Annotated in this window: 20 protein-coding genes and 2 tRNA genes; 3 read left to right on the forward strand and 19 right to left on the reverse strand. The window is 47.6% G+C overall.

Going from position 1 to position 17,567, the window contains the following annotated elements:
• Positions 1–58: 58 nt before the first annotated feature.
• Positions 59–1,060 carry a restriction endonuclease gene (locus tag WN59_RS02425; protein WP_046511990.1) on the reverse strand — a complete coding sequence of 334 codons (1,002 nt, stop codon included), beginning with the start codon at positions 1,058–1,060 and terminating at the stop codon, positions 59–61.
• A 77-nt stretch (positions 1,061–1,137) separates the two neighbouring features.
• Here WN59_RS02425 and WN59_RS13930 point away from each other — a divergent pair, with 77 nt between their 5' ends.
• Positions 1,138–1,299, forward strand: a complete 162-nt coding sequence (locus tag WN59_RS13930; RefSeq protein ID WP_156172375.1) for an IS3 family transposase — start codon at positions 1,138–1,140, stop codon at positions 1,297–1,299.
• A 137-nt stretch (positions 1,300–1,436) separates the two neighbouring features.
• On the opposite strand, the gene WN59_RS02430 is transcribed toward WN59_RS13930, so the two are convergent.
• Complete coding sequence (locus WN59_RS02430; protein WP_456238777.1) at positions 1,437–2,282, reverse strand: LTA synthase family protein; 846 nt, start codon at positions 2,280–2,282, stop codon at positions 1,437–1,439.
• 455 nt (positions 2,283–2,737) lie between these two features.
• Here WN59_RS02430 and WN59_RS13790 point away from each other — a divergent pair, with 455 nt between their 5' ends.
• Positions 2,738–2,953 carry a tyrosine-type recombinase/integrase gene (locus tag WN59_RS13790; RefSeq protein WP_408005385.1) on the forward strand — a complete coding sequence of 72 codons (216 nt, stop codon included), beginning with the start codon at positions 2,738–2,740 and terminating at the stop codon, positions 2,951–2,953.
• A 105-nt stretch (positions 2,954–3,058) separates the two neighbouring features.
• Here the strand turns inward: WN59_RS13790 and WN59_RS02435 are convergent.
• The 4 genes from WN59_RS02435 to WN59_RS02450 form a co-directional block, all read right to left on the reverse strand.
• Positions 3,059–3,132: transfer RNA gene (locus WN59_RS02435), tRNA-Arg, on the reverse strand.
• A gap of 46 nt (positions 3,133–3,178) precedes the next feature.
• Positions 3,179–3,252: transfer RNA gene (locus tag WN59_RS02440), tRNA-Arg, on the reverse strand.
• Positions 3,253–3,352: 100 nt separating this feature from the next.
• Positions 3,353–3,904, reverse strand: a complete 552-nt coding sequence (locus WN59_RS02445; protein ID WP_046511993.1) for a GNAT family N-acetyltransferase — start codon at positions 3,902–3,904, stop codon at positions 3,353–3,355.
• A gap of 14 nt (positions 3,905–3,918) precedes the next feature.
• Positions 3,919–4,287, reverse strand: a complete 369-nt coding sequence (locus WN59_RS02450) for a thiol-disulfide oxidoreductase DCC family protein (RefSeq protein ID WP_046511996.1) — start codon at positions 4,285–4,287, stop codon at positions 3,919–3,921.
• 38 nt (positions 4,288–4,325) lie between these two features.
• On the opposite strand from WN59_RS02450, the gene WN59_RS02455 reads away from it, so the two are divergent.
• Positions 4,326–4,547: a hypothetical protein gene (locus WN59_RS02455; protein ID WP_046511999.1), complete on the forward strand. Its 222-nt coding sequence runs from the start codon at positions 4,326–4,328 to the stop codon at positions 4,545–4,547.
• Positions 4,548–4,571: 24 nt separating this feature from the next.
• Here the strand turns inward: WN59_RS02455 and WN59_RS02460 are convergent, their stop codons facing one another.
• The 13 genes from WN59_RS02460 to zapA form a co-directional block, all read right to left on the reverse strand.
• A complete protein-coding gene (locus WN59_RS02460) occupies positions 4,572–5,078 on the reverse strand; it encodes a YfcE family phosphodiesterase (protein WP_046512001.1) in 507 nt (168 codons plus the stop codon).
• The gene (gene rdgB / locus WN59_RS02465; RefSeq protein WP_046512004.1) at positions 5,056–5,667 is read right to left on the reverse strand and encodes an RdgB/HAM1 family non-canonical purine NTP pyrophosphatase; all 612 of its coding nucleotides are present in this window, start codon (positions 5,665–5,667) and stop codon (positions 5,056–5,058) included. The genes WN59_RS02460 and rdgB overlap by 23 nt, the downstream gene beginning before the upstream one ends.
• 1 nt (position 5,668) lies before the next feature.
• Positions 5,669–6,475 carry a glutamate racemase gene (gene racE, locus WN59_RS02470; protein ID WP_046512007.1) on the reverse strand — a complete coding sequence of 269 codons (807 nt, stop codon included), beginning with the start codon at positions 6,473–6,475 and terminating at the stop codon, positions 5,669–5,671.
• Positions 6,468–6,911 (reverse strand): MarR family winged helix-turn-helix transcriptional regulator, encoded by a 444-nt coding sequence (locus WN59_RS02475; RefSeq protein WP_046512008.1) that lies wholly within the window; start codon positions 6,909–6,911, stop codon positions 6,468–6,470. The genes racE and WN59_RS02475 overlap by 8 nt, the downstream gene beginning before the upstream one ends.
• 94 nt (positions 6,912–7,005) lie before the next feature.
• Positions 7,006–7,770: a succinate dehydrogenase iron-sulfur subunit gene (gene sdhB, locus WN59_RS02480; protein ID WP_046512015.1), complete on the reverse strand. Its 765-nt coding sequence runs from the start codon at positions 7,768–7,770 to the stop codon at positions 7,006–7,008.
• Positions 7,770–9,539, reverse strand: a complete 1,770-nt coding sequence (gene sdhA / locus WN59_RS02485; protein ID WP_046512019.1) for a succinate dehydrogenase flavoprotein subunit — start codon at positions 9,537–9,539, stop codon at positions 7,770–7,772. The genes sdhB and sdhA overlap by 1 nt, the downstream gene beginning before the upstream one ends.
• 16 nt (positions 9,540–9,555) lie before the next feature.
• Positions 9,556–10,182 (reverse strand): succinate dehydrogenase cytochrome b558 subunit, encoded by a 627-nt coding sequence (locus WN59_RS02490; protein ID WP_046512020.1) that lies wholly within the window; start codon positions 10,180–10,182, stop codon positions 9,556–9,558.
• Positions 10,183–10,328: 146 nt separating this feature from the next.
• A complete protein-coding gene (gene uvrC / locus WN59_RS02495; RefSeq protein ID WP_046512812.1) occupies positions 10,329–12,098 on the reverse strand; it encodes an excinuclease ABC subunit UvrC in 1,770 nt (589 codons plus the stop codon).
• A 60-nt stretch (positions 12,099–12,158) separates the two neighbouring features.
• On the reverse strand, positions 12,159–12,473 hold the full coding sequence (gene trxA, locus WN59_RS02500; protein ID WP_017549058.1) for a thioredoxin: 315 nt from the start codon (positions 12,471–12,473) through the stop codon (positions 12,159–12,161).
• Between the two features lie 180 nt (positions 12,474–12,653).
• Positions 12,654–14,984 carry an endonuclease MutS2 gene (locus WN59_RS02505; RefSeq protein WP_046512023.1) on the reverse strand — a complete coding sequence of 777 codons (2,331 nt, stop codon included), beginning with the start codon at positions 14,982–14,984 and terminating at the stop codon, positions 12,654–12,656.
• Positions 14,985–14,994: 10 nt separating this feature from the next.
• Positions 14,995–16,689, reverse strand: coding sequence for a DNA polymerase/3'-5' exonuclease PolX (gene polX, locus WN59_RS02510; protein WP_046512028.1), 1,695 nt, complete (start codon positions 16,687–16,689; stop codon positions 14,995–14,997).
• Between the two features lie 39 nt (positions 16,690–16,728).
• Positions 16,729–17,250, reverse strand: coding sequence for a CvpA family protein (locus WN59_RS02515; RefSeq protein WP_046512031.1), 522 nt, complete (start codon positions 17,248–17,250; stop codon positions 16,729–16,731).
• A gap of 4 nt (positions 17,251–17,254) precedes the next feature.
• A complete protein-coding gene (gene zapA / locus WN59_RS02520; protein WP_046512034.1) occupies positions 17,255–17,512 on the reverse strand; it encodes a cell division protein ZapA in 258 nt (85 codons plus the stop codon).
• Positions 17,513–17,567: the final 55 nt, after the last annotated feature.

Below are 17,567 nucleotides of genomic sequence, written 5' to 3' on the forward strand. Positions count from 1 at the left end.
TGATGATTCCAAAGCTTTTATTTATGTTCCTAAAATCCAATTGGCAACATTGTTTTATTCAACCTTTATTGAATATATCATCTTTGAACACAAATCCCGAATCAACCAACATGGAGGCAAATTCTGTGTCTTGAATCACCCTTATTCTTTCCCCTTGCTCATCCTGTGGAATGTCCGCTGTATTTTTATCGAATTCACCTGTAGTGATGAACCATTTGAAAGGTTCCAGATGTTCGAATCTATCGTCTTCTTCATATTTATAGGCAAGCAGTTGTCTGATTCCCGTGTCATCAGACTTGCCAGTATGCCTCTTGGCCTGTACATATATAACTATATCTAAAGTAGTGAAAGCTGCCTTTACATCTACATCTGCGATGCTACTGTTCTTTTGGGAGTTCGAATTTTTAGGTGGTATGACAGTAACATCTGCACCAATGGATACCATGTAGGCTTTAATTAACTCTTCAAAATGCTGATCATTTAATTGAGTGAGATAGTCATGAATTTTCTTTACGATACTTTCTCTTGTAGGAGTGAAGTCATAGACCGGGACTTTATTTCCATGTTTTATAATCATCTTCTCTATTGTATCTATATCCCTATCATTAAGATATAGGTTAGTTCCTCTATATTTCAACTTGGACGCTAAATCAGCTGGGACATATCGATGCCTGCTTATTCCCGTACTGATCATTCTAACCGGGACTACAAATCCTATATCTATACCTTCCGGATTATCGTAGGCGTAAGGGGACCCGGTCACTTCACAAAGATCGAGCTCATCAGATTTCGGAATCAGCACCCTATCTCCTTTATCCAACTTCAAAAACCTGTACAGGTAATTGCTTCTCCTTGCAGTCAACCAACTACTGTTGATTTCATTACCCAACTCTACGAAATCGTCTCTAAATTCATGTTGTTCCATTTCTTTTGCATTTCTTAAGACTCTCTCGGCTTTCTCGCCTTTCAACATAGACCAACCGATAGGAAGCAAATTGTCTTCTTTAAGCAACCTTACTGAAGCGCTATTTTCATGACTGATACGATGCATCAAATACATAACCTACACTCCTTTTATAAGCTGTATTGGAAATAATAGAAATAACTGTAATTATTCCTATCCTTCCCTAAAGACGTTTGAATCATGTAACCAAGTCTTTTTTTGAAATTTTTAATTTTGACTTCTTTCAATGTTTCAAAAGGTATCAGACGTTCGATGCATTGAAGCGCGATATCGACCGATTCATCACATTCTTCAACAAAGAACGCATCACATTAAAAATGGCACAGCTCATCTGAGCTGTGCCAACCATAACCGCTTCTTTTTCTAACTGCCTACTTGACTGGGTCCAGTCCATACTTTTCTGAAGGGATCTTTTAAAGATGAATATATTGTCTTTTATGCTTCAATATTCTTATTTCAATTTTGATCTGGTTCATTCCGGCCTACCAGGCGGATTAGAACCGCCATATGATGGATCTCTTTCTGATTCTTCCAGCTCTGGTGCATCCGTTTCATATAGTTCCATGCTCGATTCTCCATAATATTGTTCAATCAGGCTCGTTTCTTTCCTTGGGTGCTCTTCGAGGATATCCAATTGATCACGATATAGATAATCGATTTCTTTTAACCCATCCAGAGGTTCAGGGTTATAGAAACGCAGTAGATCTTTCATCAGAATTTCGTTGGAATGGCTTAATTCTTCTCTCGCTTCGTCTCTATAGCGATAAAGTTCTTCTAATTCTTCTCCGGTAAATTGATCCTGCAGTGCCTCCCCTGACTCTGTATCATAGATTTCCTGTTCAAAGAAAGTATATTCCGGCGTCACTACACGTCCATTTCTGAGTGGGACGGTATTATCGTGTTCTTCTGATAAAATATCCTGACCCATGAATAGATAGCCATCTGTTTCCATGCCCAGTAGATGCATTAAGGTTGGAAGCATGTCCACCTGACCACTGTATGTGTCGGACACTTCACCATTTCCAACCCCGGGAACATGCATGATGAGCGGCACTCTTTGCATTTGAGTGTCATGGTATTGATTCCATTCCTCCGGATCTTCACCCACTAAAGGTGCCAATTCCGGGTTTCTCATATCGGAAATGCCATAATGGTCACCATACATGACGATGATCGAATCCTCATATAAGCCGCTTGACTTCAAGTAATTGAAGAATTCCTCCAGCGCCTGGTCAGCATAATGTGCTGTGACGAAATAATTGTTGATTGTATCATCCTCTGTCTGGGCAGCTGGAAACTCCACATTTTCCTCATCCAATGGGTATGGGAAGTGATGGGAGACGGTGAGGAACTTGGAATAGAATGGCTGCGGAAGATTTCTGTGACATCGTCTTTTTTTACTAGAGCTTGAATAATATCTGATGTAAAATGATCCATAGGGGTCGTCCTCTTTTCTTGGATTTGGTGTGGTAACTTAATCTTACAAGAAAAGGACGCCCTTTTTCTATTTATTCATTTACACAAACTATTTTACGCTCTCATTCAGTGAAATTAATTCCTTAAAATATTATCAACTCAATGATAATAAAGTGCACCTCATGGGAACGAAAACAGACACATCAGAGCGGACCATTGAAATACACAAAGACGACATGAATCATATAAAAGCTGTTTTAAGTCAATTTACTATTAATCCACATGAATCGATTTTTAATATATCTCACCATGCCGTTGAAAAGACATTTAAACGTGCGCTGCGGGTTTTGAGTATCGATACGACTAAAAACCCTTCATTCACTCAGACATACACACTGCAGCTATATCCTAGCGCATGATGTATCTATTTATTACATTAGTCAACGACTAGGCCATAAAAACATAAGCATCACTACGAGTGTATATAGTCATTTATTAAAAGATCATTATCAGGAAGATAACGATAAAACCCTGATACTCCTGGGGGTATGTAGTATATTGACCGAATATTGACCAAACAATACTCTTTTAATACCCCTTATTCAATGAAGACAAAAATAAAAACCCCATAACCACGCGGGTTACAGAGTTTTAATGAATATCGTATTTGGACTTAAGCGTCCCAGAAGGGAGTCGAACCCCTGACCTACAGCTTAGGAGGCTGTCGCTCTATCCTGCTGAGCTACTGGGACATCGGATTAATAAAACAAAAACCCCCGCAGGGGTTTTCATCTCTAGCGTCCTGGGAGGGATTCGAACCCCCGACCGATGGCTTAGAAGGCCATTGCTCTATCCTGCTGAGCTACCAGGACTTAATTCGGACATTTACAATTATAATCAATTTCAACGTCCAAAGTCAAACCTATTTTGAAACTTTATGATGTTTTATTACACCCATTAAGTATGGTTTCATCATTTGTTGCCTGTCACCCAGTCTTTTTTGAGCATCCTGTACAGGATGCAGTCGTGATAGTGGTCATAGAGGAATTCGTATTCAGCCATCACTGCCTCCTGTGCGAAGCCGAAGGCTTCCGGGATGGCTCTGGACCTGTAATTTTTATCGCCACATATTATTTCAACGCGGTTGAGACCGAGTCTGTCGAATCCGTAATCTATGAGACCTTTGACGGCCCGTTTAACAATGCCCTTGCCTTCAGCATCTTTTGAGATCCAGTAGCCGATCTGCGCCCTCCCCTGTCCGGGTGCCATCATATTGTACCCGGTCATGCCGCAGAGTTCCCCCCTGTAGTAGATGGCGACCTCGAGACCGGTGCCTCTGTCGATATTCTCCTGCCAGGCCTGGATGACTGTGATATAGGAGTCGGGGCTGGTCGAATGGTCGACCCACGGCAGCCATTTCCTCAGATGGTGCCTGTTCTTATCCACTGTCTCGAACAGTTTGAAGCGTTCTTCCATCTGCACTATTCCGAGTTCTATGTCCTCATCTATCTTTATAATCGTCATGTGATCACTGTCCTCTATGATGAAATCATTTTCTTTTTAACTTCACTGTCAATCTGGTCGGTGGTGCATGTTTTGTTGCCTGTGAACCTGTGCCTGTTGCGGGCGACCCACTTGTATATTGCGGTCCTGAGGCAGGCGGGCATGATTTTTGACAGTCTGACGGCACTGATTCCGCTCGCATCGGCAACGACTTCTATAACAGCATCTGAATGGATGTACAGATCATCCGAATAGTACGCGACAGTATCGAAGCCCTTCGGCATGACTTCTTTCAGTTCATCCACGGAGGCGAACCTGACTGCATCTTTCCTGTCGATGCGTGATATGAATTTGGCAAATCCATTGCAGACGATGCATTTATCGTCAAAATAAAGTATATTCATACTGTACCTCCTACTCTCCAAAGGAAATGAGGGTGTTCATGAAACAGTTTACCGCGACATTTTTCACCATACTTGCGATCCTTTACCTGGCAGACCGCTATACGGGCTTTGATATGATGCCGGCCGTCCTGGTCGGCGGCGCTTCTGCCCTCTTCGTCGTCATCGTCCTGGCGGTGGCCGGCGGACTGCTCCGGAAGAACCTGTACAGTTTCACCCTGCTCATACTCACTGTCCTCATTCTTTTGAGTCTCATTGTATAAAAAGCTGAGACCCGCCGTCCCAGCTTACAGTTTTGTGAGGCTGACTTCCTCCAGTATCTGATGGCTCCTGTCATAGAAGCTCACGATATCATTCTCTGTATCGAGCACTGCATAGGATTCCGGCCACTGGCCCTTCGACTCGGAAATGCTTCCCGGGTTGATGCAGTAGATACCATCGACGTTTTCGGCTTTTGCGATATGTGAATGGCCATAGAAGGCGTATTTTGCGCCGTATTCACGGGCGCGCTCAGCAAGTATCTGCCTCGTTTTCTTAATGTCGTAAAAATGCCCGTGCGTGTAGAATGCCTTTGATTCATCATTGTACTCTTCGACGGGGTATCTGGTATCGCCGTCCACATTCCCTTTTACACGGTTGAAATGGCTCATCTCCGTATCATCATAATGGAATTCGCTGTCTCCGAGATGGACATTCAGCTCCCCGGCATTCCTGCCGTAGGCGTCATATGAAATCCCCTGTTCCCCATGATTGTCACTGATAATTAATATTCTAATTGGAATCCTTCCTCTCATGGCGTACTAGCACATCGAACACCCCGGTATCTTCCCGCAGGCGGTCCAGTGCATTTCTCCTATGACTTATTTCCCCTTTTTCAGAAGGAGTAATCATGCCAAGTTTCTGTCCGTCGTCCGTCTCAAACAGCGGATCGTATCCGAAGCCGCCTTCACCGGCAGGGGATTCGAGAATCCGGCCATGGAGCTCACCCGTGTATGTGCGGGTTTCCCTGCCGGGGATTGCGAGCGCAATGACCGAAGTGAAATGTGCCGTGCGGTCATGTGCGTCCCCAAGCGCCCCCAGAAGCTTCTCATTATTTTCCACATCAGTCGCATCAACTCCTGCATACCTCGCCGAATAAACTCCCGGCGCACCATCCAGTGCATCCACGCTGAGTCCGGAGTCATCACTGATGACGGGCATGCCGAGCGCATCTCTCGCAGCCTCCGCTTTGAGCACGGCGTTCCCCTTGAACGTATCTTCGGTCTCCTCCACTTCAAATTCCGGAATCAGTTCTTTGATCCCTACGATCTCATCATCCGGAAAAATTGCCCTGAAATCGTTTATCTTCCCCTGATTGCCGCTGGCTATGACTATTTTGACCATATCAATATGCCTCCAGATCAATTTCTTCTATTTTGTAATCTATGAACGGAATCCAGTCGCCCAGTATATATTCGAAACGGCTGCTGTCCCCGTTGACGATCATCACATGAGTCTTCCTGTTTCCCGGCGCGGCATGGGACCTGCTGTATGTCATGATGGAACTGACTTCCCGCGCCGTCTCATAGCCGGAGTCGATGACATTTTTCCTGCCGCCGAAAAAGTCGCGTATTTCACCGGCAAGCAGAGGGTAATGAGTGCATCCCAGTATGACGGTGTCGGCGGATGTCCCGAGCAGCCCTTTTAAAGTCTGATGGAGCGCCACCCTGACGACAACTTTATCCTTGTATCTGAGTTCTTCCACTATCGGCACAAATTTCGGACAGGCAAGGCTCGTCACCCTGAACCCTCCATTAATGTGATGGATTGCATCCCTGTATGCTCCTGAATTCACGGTGGCATTTGTCGCAAGCACGATGACATCCTGATTATTGCTGCTCTGGATCGCGCTTCTTGCCCCCGGATTGATCACTCCGATGACAGGTATATCGTATCTGTCTTCAAGGTCTGAAAGCGCTGCGGCTGTAGCAGTGTTGCATGCCACGACGATCATCTTGACGCCGCGCGAGACAAGATGATCGGCAACTTCAACTGTATACTGCCTGACCTCTTCGAGCGGACGGTCTCCGTATGGACATCTTCTGAGGTCGCCGAAATAGATAATCTGTTCATCCGGCAGCTGCCTCATTATTTCCTTGGCCACGGTCAGTCCCCCGACTCCTGAATCCATCACCCCGATCGGCTTATCCATTGTTCCTCTGTTCACTTTCATGGAGTATGGACTCGAGGATACCCGGCAGCATCGTTTTCTCCTCCGTGGAAAGATGGTCGGTGATATCGGAGATATAGGAGATGCGCTTGTCAATCACTTCATTGATGACCTCGCGCCCCTTGTCCTCCATGAGCACAAGTACGATGCGCTTATCTTTTTCATACTTCTGCCGCCTTACAAAGCCGCCGTTTTCGAGCTTATCCACTATATCAGTCGTCGTGGAATGGGCAAGATACAACCTGCTCGAAAGTTCACCTATGGTAATCCCTTCTTTGTCACCGGCCCATTGCAGCGCCACAAACTGGAGCGGGGAAAGCTCGTAGGTCTTCAGGATTTCACGGCCGTGGCTCTTCACATGGGCTGATATGTACCTGATGGACTTTTCTATCGAAATGATTGAATCCTTATCACTCATGCGCTTCATTCCTTATCTCATATTTCCTTCATTATAACGTAAACTGAAATAAAAAAATAGGAAGAGCGGCGCTCTCCCTATCTCAGTAATCATGTTATTCCACTTCGTGGTCGCTTCCGAAGAAGGACTTGAACATGTGGAAGGTTGCTTCCCTCTGCATCGATGCGATTGAAGTCGTGAGCGGAATGCCTTTCGGGCATGCCTGGACACAGTTCTGTGCCATGCCGCACTCGGCCACACCGCCGACGCCCATAAGAGCATCGAGACGTTCGTTCTTGTTCATGCTGCCCGTCGGATGCAGGTTGAACAGCCTTACCTGGCTGACGGCTGCTGCACCCATGAATTTTGAGCTGTCATTGACATTCGGACACACTTCCAGACATACACCGCAAGTCATGCACTTGGAAAGTTCATACGCCGTCTGACGTTTCTTCTCAGGCATCCTTGGCCCCGGACCAAGATCATATGTGCCGTCGATCGGAACCCATGCTTTGACGCGTTTCAGGCTGTCGAACATGAATGAACGGTCGACCTGGAGGTCTTTGACTACCGGAAATGTGGACATCGGTTCAAGCCTGATCGGCTGATCCAGCTGGTCGACAAGTGCCGTACATGATTGTCTCGCATTGCCGTTGATGACCATGGAGCATGCGCCACAGACTTCTTCAAGGCAGTTCATATCCCATGTTACCGGCGTTGTCTTCTGTCCTTTAGAGTTCACCGGGTTCCTCTGTATCTCCATAAGACCGCTGATGACGTTCATGTTCTCGCGGTACGGGAGTTCAAACTCTTCCCAATAACTCTGGGTCTCCTGATTTTCCTGGCGTTTTATCTTAAAAGTAATTGTTTTCTCACTCATTATTTCTTGCCACTCCCTTCACTCTTTTTGGAGTAGTCGCGCTTACGCGGCGGTATCAGACTGACATCAACATCCTGATAGTCGAAGCGCGGCGCCTGGTCTGCACCTTCGAAATGTGCCATTGTCGTCTTGAGCCATTCGTCGTCATTACGTTCAGGGAATTCCGGTTTATAGTGTGCGCCGCGGGATTCATTTCTGTTATACGCACCAATCGTAATAACACGGGCCAATACGAGCATATTCCAAAGCTGACGGGTGAAGAATGCCGCCTGGTTACTCCATTTTTTCGTATCGTTGATGTTAATGCGCTTATATCTTTCCATGAGTTCGACAATCCGTTTGTCCGTTTCAAGAAGCTTGTCGTTATGGCGGACAACAGTGACATTGTCTGTCATGATTTCACCGAGCTCCTTATGGATGACGTAGGCATTTTCCTCGCCGTCCATGGACAGTATGTTATCGAATTTTTCCTGCTCTGTGTCACGGTGTTTCTCATAGACGGTCTCATCGATGTCTTCGTATGATTTATCCAGCGCCCTTACATATTCGATCGCATTCGGTCCTGCAACGTGTCCGCCGTAGATTGCCGACAGCAGTGAGTTTGCACCGAGCCTGTTGCCTCCGTGCTGTGAATAATCACATTCACCGGCAGCAAACAGACCGGGAACTGAAGTCATCTGATCGTAATCCACCCAAAGGCCGCCCATTGAATAGTGCACTGCCGGGAAGATTTTCATCGGAACTTTGCGTGGATCGTCACCTGTGAATTTTTCATAGATTTCGATGATTCCGCCAAGTTTGACATCCAGTTCATGAGGGTCTTTATGGGACAGGTCGAGGTATACCATGTTCTCGCCGTTGATGCCGAGTTTCTGATTCACACAGACATCAAAAATCTCACGCGTGGCAACGTCCCTTGGAACGAGGTTGCCGTAATCCGGGTATTTCTCCTCGAGGAAGTACCATGGTTTACCGTCTTTATAAGTCCAGATACGTCCGCCTTCACCACGAGCCGACTCACTCATCAGTCTGAGCTTATCATCGCCCGGTATTGCCGTCGGATGGATCTGTATGAACTCACCGTTGGCATAGACAGCGCCCTGCTGGTACACGACGGATGCGGCAGAACCGGTATTGATCATTGAGTTTGTGGACTTGCCGAAGATGATGCCGGGGCCGCCGGTTGCCATGATGACAGCATCTGATTTGAATGTTCTGATTTCGGAGGATGTGATTTCCTGTGCTGTGATTCCGCGTGCACGGCCTTCATCATCGATGACGGCACCGAGGAATTCCCATCCTTCATATTTGTTGACGAGACCGTCGACTTCATAACTTCTGACCTGCTCATCCAGGGCGTACAGAAGCTGCTGTCCGGTTGTCGCACCGGCGAATGCCGTTCTGTGGTGCAGCGTTCCGCCGAAACGTCTGAAATCAAGCAGTCCCTCCGGTGTCCTGTTGAACATGACACCCATGCGGTCGAGCAGATGTATGATCTTAGGCGCTGCTTCCGTCATCGCCTTGACCGGCGGCTGATTGGCAAGGAAGTCACCGCCGTAGACCGTATCATCAAAGTGAATTGCAGGTGAGTCACCCTCACCTTTCGTGTTCACCGCACCGTTGATCCCACCTTGAGCGCATACAGAGTGAGAACGTTTTACAGGCACAATTGAGAATAGATCGACTTCCGCGCCTGTCTCAGCTGCCTTTATCGTTGCCATCAGTCCGGCAAGACCGCCTCCGACAACGATGATTTTATCATTAGCCATTATTTCCACTCCTTAATTAGATAAATGCCAGTATAGCCTGCACACCGATGAAGCTGACCACTACGAAAACTGCCATGGATACATAGCTCATGATGCGCTGGGACCTGTCTGACTGTGTAAAGCCCCATGTGATCATGAACGCCCACAGACCGTTGGCAAAATGGTATACAGTCGCTATGATACCGATGATGTAGAACACAAGCCATAGCGGATTGACCACAATCTGATGCATCAGATCAAAGTCCAGATCAGCTCCGAAGAAGACCTGTACACGTGTCTGGTAGACGTGGATGGCAATGAAAATAAAGGCGATGACGCCGCTTATCCTCTGAAGCAGGAACATCCAGTTTCTGTATGTACTATGCCAGCCGTAGCCTTTTCCTCCGATGTTATACTTGGCAGTGAACGCAATGTAGATGCCGTATATACCATGGAATAGAATCGGAATGTAAATTATGAAAATCTCCAGAAAAATAACAAATGGCAGATTGGCCATGAAACCTGCCGCTGTGTTGAACGCCTCTTCACTCCTTGTTGCACTGTGGTTGACCAGCAAGTGCTGAATGAGGAATACACCCAGTGGAATTACTCCCAGCAAAGAATGAAGACGTCTTACAGCAAAACTTGAATCTTGTTTTGACACTCGAATTCCCCCCTAACTATCCATTATAGATGGTTTCACAATCTCATTTTACTCCTCGCATATATATAAATCAAGGAGACATGACATGTTAGGGGCAAGAATTGTTTAATTTTAAACAGTAATTGTCAAAAAATGAAAACGCATCCTCATGATCTGAGTTTTTCCAGTATCCTTTCCGCTATCGGAGCGGGGATCCCGATTTCTGTAAATGAACCGACATCTTTCTCTTTCATCCGTCTGATGGAGCCGAAGTGGCTCAGAAGCTTCTGCTTGCGCCTGGGACCGACACCCTCGATGCCATCAAGTACAGAAGTGACCGATGTTTTGCTTCTTGTATTTCTGTGGAAACTGATGGCAAACCTGTGGACTTCATCCTGTATCCTCTGGAGCAGGTAGAATTCCTGGGAATTCTTCTTCATCGGCACAATTTCGGCAGCATCACCGTAAAGAAGCTCGGCCGTCTTGTGCTTCTCGTTTTTGGCAAGCCCCGCAACCGGGATATCGAGCGACAGCTCGTCCATGAGGACCGATTTCACGGTATTCATATGGCCGATCCCGCCGTCGACGATGATCAGATCAGGCAGCGGCAGGTGCTCTTTCAGCACACGCGTGTATCTCCTTCTGACCGCCTCAGCCATGGAAGCATAGTCATCCGGGCCTTCGACCGTCCTGATCTTGTATTTCCGGTAGTCCTTCTTGCTCGGTTTGCCGTCTATGAATGACACCATGACACTTACCGGATCCACTCCCTGGATGTTGGAGTTGTCGAAAGCTTCAATCCGGATCGGCGTCTCGATGTTCAGTATCCCGCCGAGACTTTCTATCGCGCCAATCGTCCGTGCTTCATCCTTCTCTATGATTTCAAATTTGTTCTTCAGTGCAATTTCGGCGTTCTTGTTGGCAAGCTCCACCATTTCCTTCTTCTGGCCCCGCTTCGGCTGTACTACATCAACCGGCAGATAGTCATCTATGATTTCCCGGTCCAGGCCGCCTGTGATATGCACCTCTTTGGGGAGGAGGTTGGATTTCAAATCATAGAACTGTGCAATATAGCGGTAGAATTCCTCCTGGACATCATCCTGGATCGGAAACATCTCCGCTTTCTTCTCAATCAGATTGCCGTTTCTGACGAGCAGCACCGAGATTGCCATCCACCCCTTCGACATACTGAATCCGAAGCAGTCGCGCGCTGTCATATCCTTGGACATCATCTTCTGCTTATCCATTGTGGCGTCGATATGCCCGATCAGATCACGGTACTCCTTCGCCTTTTCAAATTCAAGATCCTCCGACGCCTTTTGCATCTTCTCTTTGAGCTCTCCCACAATCTGTTTTGTATCCCCGTTCAGAAACCGGGTGATGCCGTCGATCATCTCTTTGTACTGCGCCTGGGTCACACCATATACACAGGGCCCGAGACACTGTCCGATGTGATAATAGAGGCAAAGCTTGTCAGGCATCGTATTACATTTTCTGAGCGGATATATCCTGTCCAGAAGCTTTTTCGTCTCGTGGGCGCTGTATGCATTCGGATAGGGGCCGAAATATGTTCCAGTCTTCGGCTTCACCGTCCGTGTGACAATGAGCCGCGGATGCTCTTCCTTCGTTATCTTTATGAAAGGGTAACTTTTGTCATCCTTCAGAAGTATGTTGTATCTCGGATAATGTTTTTTGATCAGATTGAGCTCAAGCAGGAGCGACTCCACTTCGGAGCTGGTCACGATGAAATCGAAATCGGTGATTTCCGCCACCAGTCTCATCGTCTTTTCATCATGGGCGCCGGAAAAATAGGACTTCACACGGTTGCGGAGGTTTTTCGCCTTCCCCACATATATCACTATGCCGTGCCTGTCTTTCATGAGGTAGCAGCCGGGCTCTGTCGGCAGCGCTGACAATTTTAGTTTAAGATCCTCCATATTCATCCCTCATATTCCTTCTTAATAAAAAAAGCCGCCTATCCGGCGGCATATCACTGCTTATGCATGCTTGTCGATCAATGCAACAAGCTGTTCTTTCGGCTGGAAGCCGACAACTTTATCAACCGGCTGTCCGTCCTTGAACAGGATGAGTGTCGGAATGCTCATGACCTCGTATTCACTCGCAGTCGCCTGGTTATCATCAACATTCAATTTTGCGATGTCCGCCTTGCCTTCGACATCAGTTGCCACCTCTTCAAGTACAGGAGCAATCATCTTGCATGGTCCGCACCAAGGCGCCCAGAAGTCTACCAATTTAAGGCCGCTGCCTACTTCATCTTTGAAATTCTGATCATTCACTTCATATATAGCCATTGCACTTACCTCCATTTTGTCGATTATGTTTCTCATTATAGCATGATGTTGCAAAAGGGCTCAATGGAATTGCTTAAGCGAAAAGGAACAGATACATTATGCCGCCGAGAAACATTACAATCCCTGCTCCAATCAGCACTTTCGCCAGTTTATACATATCGAAATTATCCACGCAATCACCTACTTCATTTCAACTACCGTCACACCAAAGCCGCCTTCGTTCGGCATGCCGCCTCTGAACGATTTGACTTTGGGATGGGTCCTGAGGAACTGCTGCACCCCTTTTTGGAGTGCGCCGGTCCCTTTGCCATGAATGATTTCCACTTCATTATAGTTGGATAGAAGGACCTGGTCCAGATATCTGTCCAGTCTGTTCAGAGCTTCCTCATATCTTTCCCCGCGGAGATCAAGCTCCCTTTTGACGGGTGACTTTCCTATCCGCCTTGCAACCGGGCGTTCCTGTTTCTGCTTTTTGCGCTTCTTCAGCTCATCGAGTCCGACTTTCATCTTGATGATTCCCATCTGCACAGTGGCTTCCTCACCTTCCACAGCAAGGACTTCACCTTTTTGTCCATATGAGAGCACATCCACCTCGTCGCCCGCCTGGATCTTTTCTTTTTCAGCCGCGCGTTCCTTGCGCCTGATCTCCTCCTGATGATAGCTGTCTGTGAGCGCCTTCTTCTGTTCTATGATTTCATGTTCCTGAATGTCCCGGGCACCCCGGCTCTTCATGTCTTCGAGCGTGCGGATGACCTCCTCTGCCCGGATTTCACTTTCTTTGACGATGCGGTTGGCCGCTTCCCGTGCATTTTTCCTGAGCTTATCCTTATAGGCTTCGAAATCGTCCATATAATTCCTGAGGTCCTTATGCACCGCTTTCGATTCCCTGAGAAGCTCTTCTGTCTCCTGTTCATTGTCCCGCGCGTTTCTCGTATGCTTCTCAAGTGCTGAGATCATGTCGTTCACTTCCTGTGAATCGCGTCCGGCAAGTTCCCGGGCACGGGAGATGACATCAGGGTTCAGTCCGAGTTTATTCGATATTTCGAATGCGTTCGATTTGCCGGGAATGCCCATCAGCAGCCTGTACGTCGGCGACAGTGTATTGACATCGAATTCCACACTCGCGTTTATGACATCATCGCGTGTATAACTGAATGATTTCAATTGCGGATAGTGGGTGGTTGCGACGATGGTGGCACTTCTTGATAACAGATATTCCAGTATGCTTATGGCAAGGGCCGCCCCCTCTTCGGGATCCGTGCCCGCACCGAGTTCATCGAGCAGGACCAGGCTGTCTCGATCCGTCTCATCCAGTATTCCGGTGATGTTGGTCATATGGCTTGAGAACGTCGACAGTGACTGCTCGATGGACTGCTCGTCTCCGATGTCACTGTAGATTTTCGAGAATATGCGGAGCCGGCTGCCGTCCCTCGCGGGCACCGGTATGCCAGACTGTGCCATGAGGGCGCTGAGGCCGATCGTTTTGATGGTCACCGTCTTACCGCCCGTGTTGGGGCCGGTGATGATGACAGCCCGCGTCTCCCCGTCCATGACAATGTCATTCTTCACGGAAACCTCCGCCGGAATGAGCGGGTGGAATGCTGCGGGAAGATAGATGCCTCCCTCCGCCATGACCTCCGGCTTCGTGCCGCCCAATACGGAACCGTACTTCGCCTTTGCGAATACCATATCGATATGATGGAGCGCGTCATCGGTCATGGTGAGTTCTGAAGCCACTTCAGCGGTTTCCGCCGTCAGCTGGTACAGGATGCGCTCGACTTCCGTTTCCTCTTCATCTTTAAGGGTCTGTATCTGGTTGGTCATCTGCACAACAGCCATCGGTTCCATATAGACAGTCTGTCCGCTTGCTGAAATATCGTGGACGATGCCGTTGAAGTCACCCTGGTGTTCGACTTTGACAGGCACGACGTACCGGTTGTTGCGCATCGTGATGATGCTGTCGGACAGTTTCTTCTGATTGCCCCCGCGGATGATTTCGTTCAGCCGTTCCCGGATCTTCCCTTCCTCGGCATTGATTCTCGACCTGACTCTGAGGAGGGTTTCGGATGCATGATCCAGCACGCGGGAATCATCGACCGTCTCAGTGATCCGACGATACAGGAAATGGATGTCCGGGAGGCCGGTGATGTAGACCGGTATATGGGACAGCTCCACTTCATCCTCCTCAAACTCATCAAATACCTTCGTCAGCATATTTTTCCGGTTCAGCATAGTGCGGATATGATTGAGTTCCGGTACGCCGAGCATACTGCCGATTTCAGCACGTCTGACATGCTGCTTTATATCCGTTATGCCGCCAAGTTCAATATTTCTATACCTCAGCATCGTGGAAGCATCATCCACTTCGCTGATCATCTGCTCAACTTCTGCAAGCTCCGTGGAAATGATTGCAGGTGTAATCCGCTCTTTCGTCTTCTCACTTTCAGCGTGTGCAGACAGCTGGGTCAGTATCTTATCAAACTCCAGTGAATTTATCGTTCTATCATTCATTTTAAAACCTCTATTTTCCTTTATTCACAAACTTCCTGAACGCGTCTCTTGAAAACGTATTGATGACATCCTCTTTTTGGATCAGCCCTTTTTGCAGAGCCGCCACACCATAGTTCATGAACTCGAGATGAGCCGTATGATGGGCGTCCGTATTGACTGTGAGTTTCAGCCCCGAATGTCTGATGACGTCAGACGACAGGTCGAGCCTTCTCGGATTCGCATTCACTTCGAGGACAGTGCCCGTGTCTTTTGCCATGCTGATCAGTTCAGGCACATTGACCGGGTAGCCTGCCCTCCGGCCGATCAGCCTTCCTGTCGGATGTGCGATATGACGGACGTGGGGGTTCTCGCATGCGCTCCTCAATCTGTGCATGATTTCATCTTCCGTCTGGGAGAAACTGGAATGGATGGCGGCGATGACATAGTCCAGTTCTGCGAGCAGATCATCCGGATAGTCCAGGGTGCCGTCTTTCAATATGTCCATTTCGGTTCCGGTGTATATATCAATTTCGGGATATTCATCCCTTAGGCCTTTTATCTCCTCGATCTGCCTGTACACCCTGTTTTCATACAGGCCGTTTGCAACACGGAGGCTCTTGGAATGATCCGTTATGATCATATATTCATAACCCTTTGCAATGCAGGCCTCTATCATTTCGCGCACCGAAAATGCTCCGTCGCTGTACACCGTATGCATATGGAGATCGCCTCTTATATCGTCCATCGACACGATGCCTGATACATCAACCTCCGTCTCTTCACCTGTCTCCCGCATCGCAGGGGGGATGTACGGCAGGCCGAAATGATCGAAGAATGCCGCTTCCGAGTCGAATGTCTTCAATCCGCCATCCGTTTCCACGCCGTACTCGCTGATCTTCTCACCGCGTGATTTGGCAATCTGGCGCATCTTCACATTGTGGTCTTTCGACCCGGTGAAGTGGTGGAGCGTCGTAAAGTATTCATCCGCTGTGACAAAGCGGAAATCCACATTGATTTCGTCCATATCATTCTCTATGGTGACGGACAGTTTCTTTTCACCCTGTGCCACTGTATCTTTGATGAACGGTGATTCAAGGAACTTTTCTGTAAACTCTGCAACATCAGTGACTTCTATTATATAGTCGAGGTCGCGGCTCGTCTCCTTGAAGCGTCTGCCGCTGCCGGCCACATCATATTTCCTGACCGTCTCCATATCATCCAGTACATCCTCGACCGCCGTCCGGAAAGAAATGATCCGTTCAATCGGATAGCGTTCCGGACGGGTGAGGAGTTCATCGATGGCTTTTGATATATTCTCTTCGGTTTTCGCACCGAATCCTGACAGGGCGCTCACCTCTTTGTTCTCACACGCCTCTTTCAGTTCCTCCATGCTTGTGATGCCGAGTTCCTTGTGGATTTTTGCAATCTTCTTCGGACCGAGTGTCGGTATTTTCAACATTCTCACGAGACCCTCGGGCACTGAAGACTTCAAGTCGTCAAGGACAGTGGACCTCCCCGCGTTCCTGTATTCCACTATGACTTCATTGACCCCTTTGCCGATGCCTTTGATCGCCGAGAAGTCTTCTATTTCCGCAAGCGACCGCCCGTCTGTCTCGATGGCTGCTGCAGCTTTTCTGTACGCAGATACCTTGAACGGGTTCTCAAGGGAGAGTTCCATATAGGTCGCAATTGTTTCAAGTAATACAATTATGTCTTTTTTAGTCATGACAGCCTCCAAAAAAAGAGCCATATCACTATGACTCTGTTATAACCAATCTATAAATTTATCAGATAGTATGAATGTATGTTCCATTATGAATGTTGCAAGCCAGGAATCACCGATCGCATTCTGGATGAATTCAAGCGGGATGATTGCAAGCATGAAGATGATCACAGTCAGAATATAGATCATCTCGATAAGACCGAGCACCAGACCGGCGATTTCTCCCACATTGCCGAAAACACTGATCTGCTGCAGATAGTCAAATGCACTGACAACCAGCTGGATCAGAATTTTGGACACTACGAAAATGATGAAGAACGCAGTCATATCATAAAATGCATATTCAGCGTTGGCAAGGTCCGGCAGCAGCGGATTATGAACCGACTGTGCTGTTGACGGATAGGGCATGATCATATCGAACCTTGCAGACAATGTTTCGTAGTTCATGGCAGATATGATGATCGCGGAGATGGTCCCGACAAGATGCAGGAGCTGCAGAATGACGCCCCTTCTGTAGCCGATGACCATGCCGATCAATAGAAGTATGAAAATTATTATCGACATAGCATCAATTACCCTTTTGTTCCAGTTCCCGGATTGCAGAATCGTATTTTTCCTGAAGCTTCACGTAGTCATCCATTACGTTCACTGCCGCCAGAACTGCTTTCCTTGTTGTATCAAGCCCCGCATTCCTGACACCGATCTCCCTGATCTTCTCGTCCACGAGCCTTGCCACATATCTCATGTGTTCGGGGTTCTCCGCCCCCACCAACGTATACTGCTGGTCATAAATATCAACAGCAATGCGATTTTTGTATTCTGCCATTTGACATTGCCTCCTATACAAAGTTTCACTGATAAATGTTATATACAATTTAACA

Origin of the sequence: Salinicoccus sediminis (assembly GCF_000986795.1) — a bacterium.
In the GTDB taxonomy this organism is placed as follows: domain Bacteria; phylum Bacillota; class Bacilli; order Staphylococcales; family Salinicoccaceae; genus Salinicoccus; species Salinicoccus sediminis.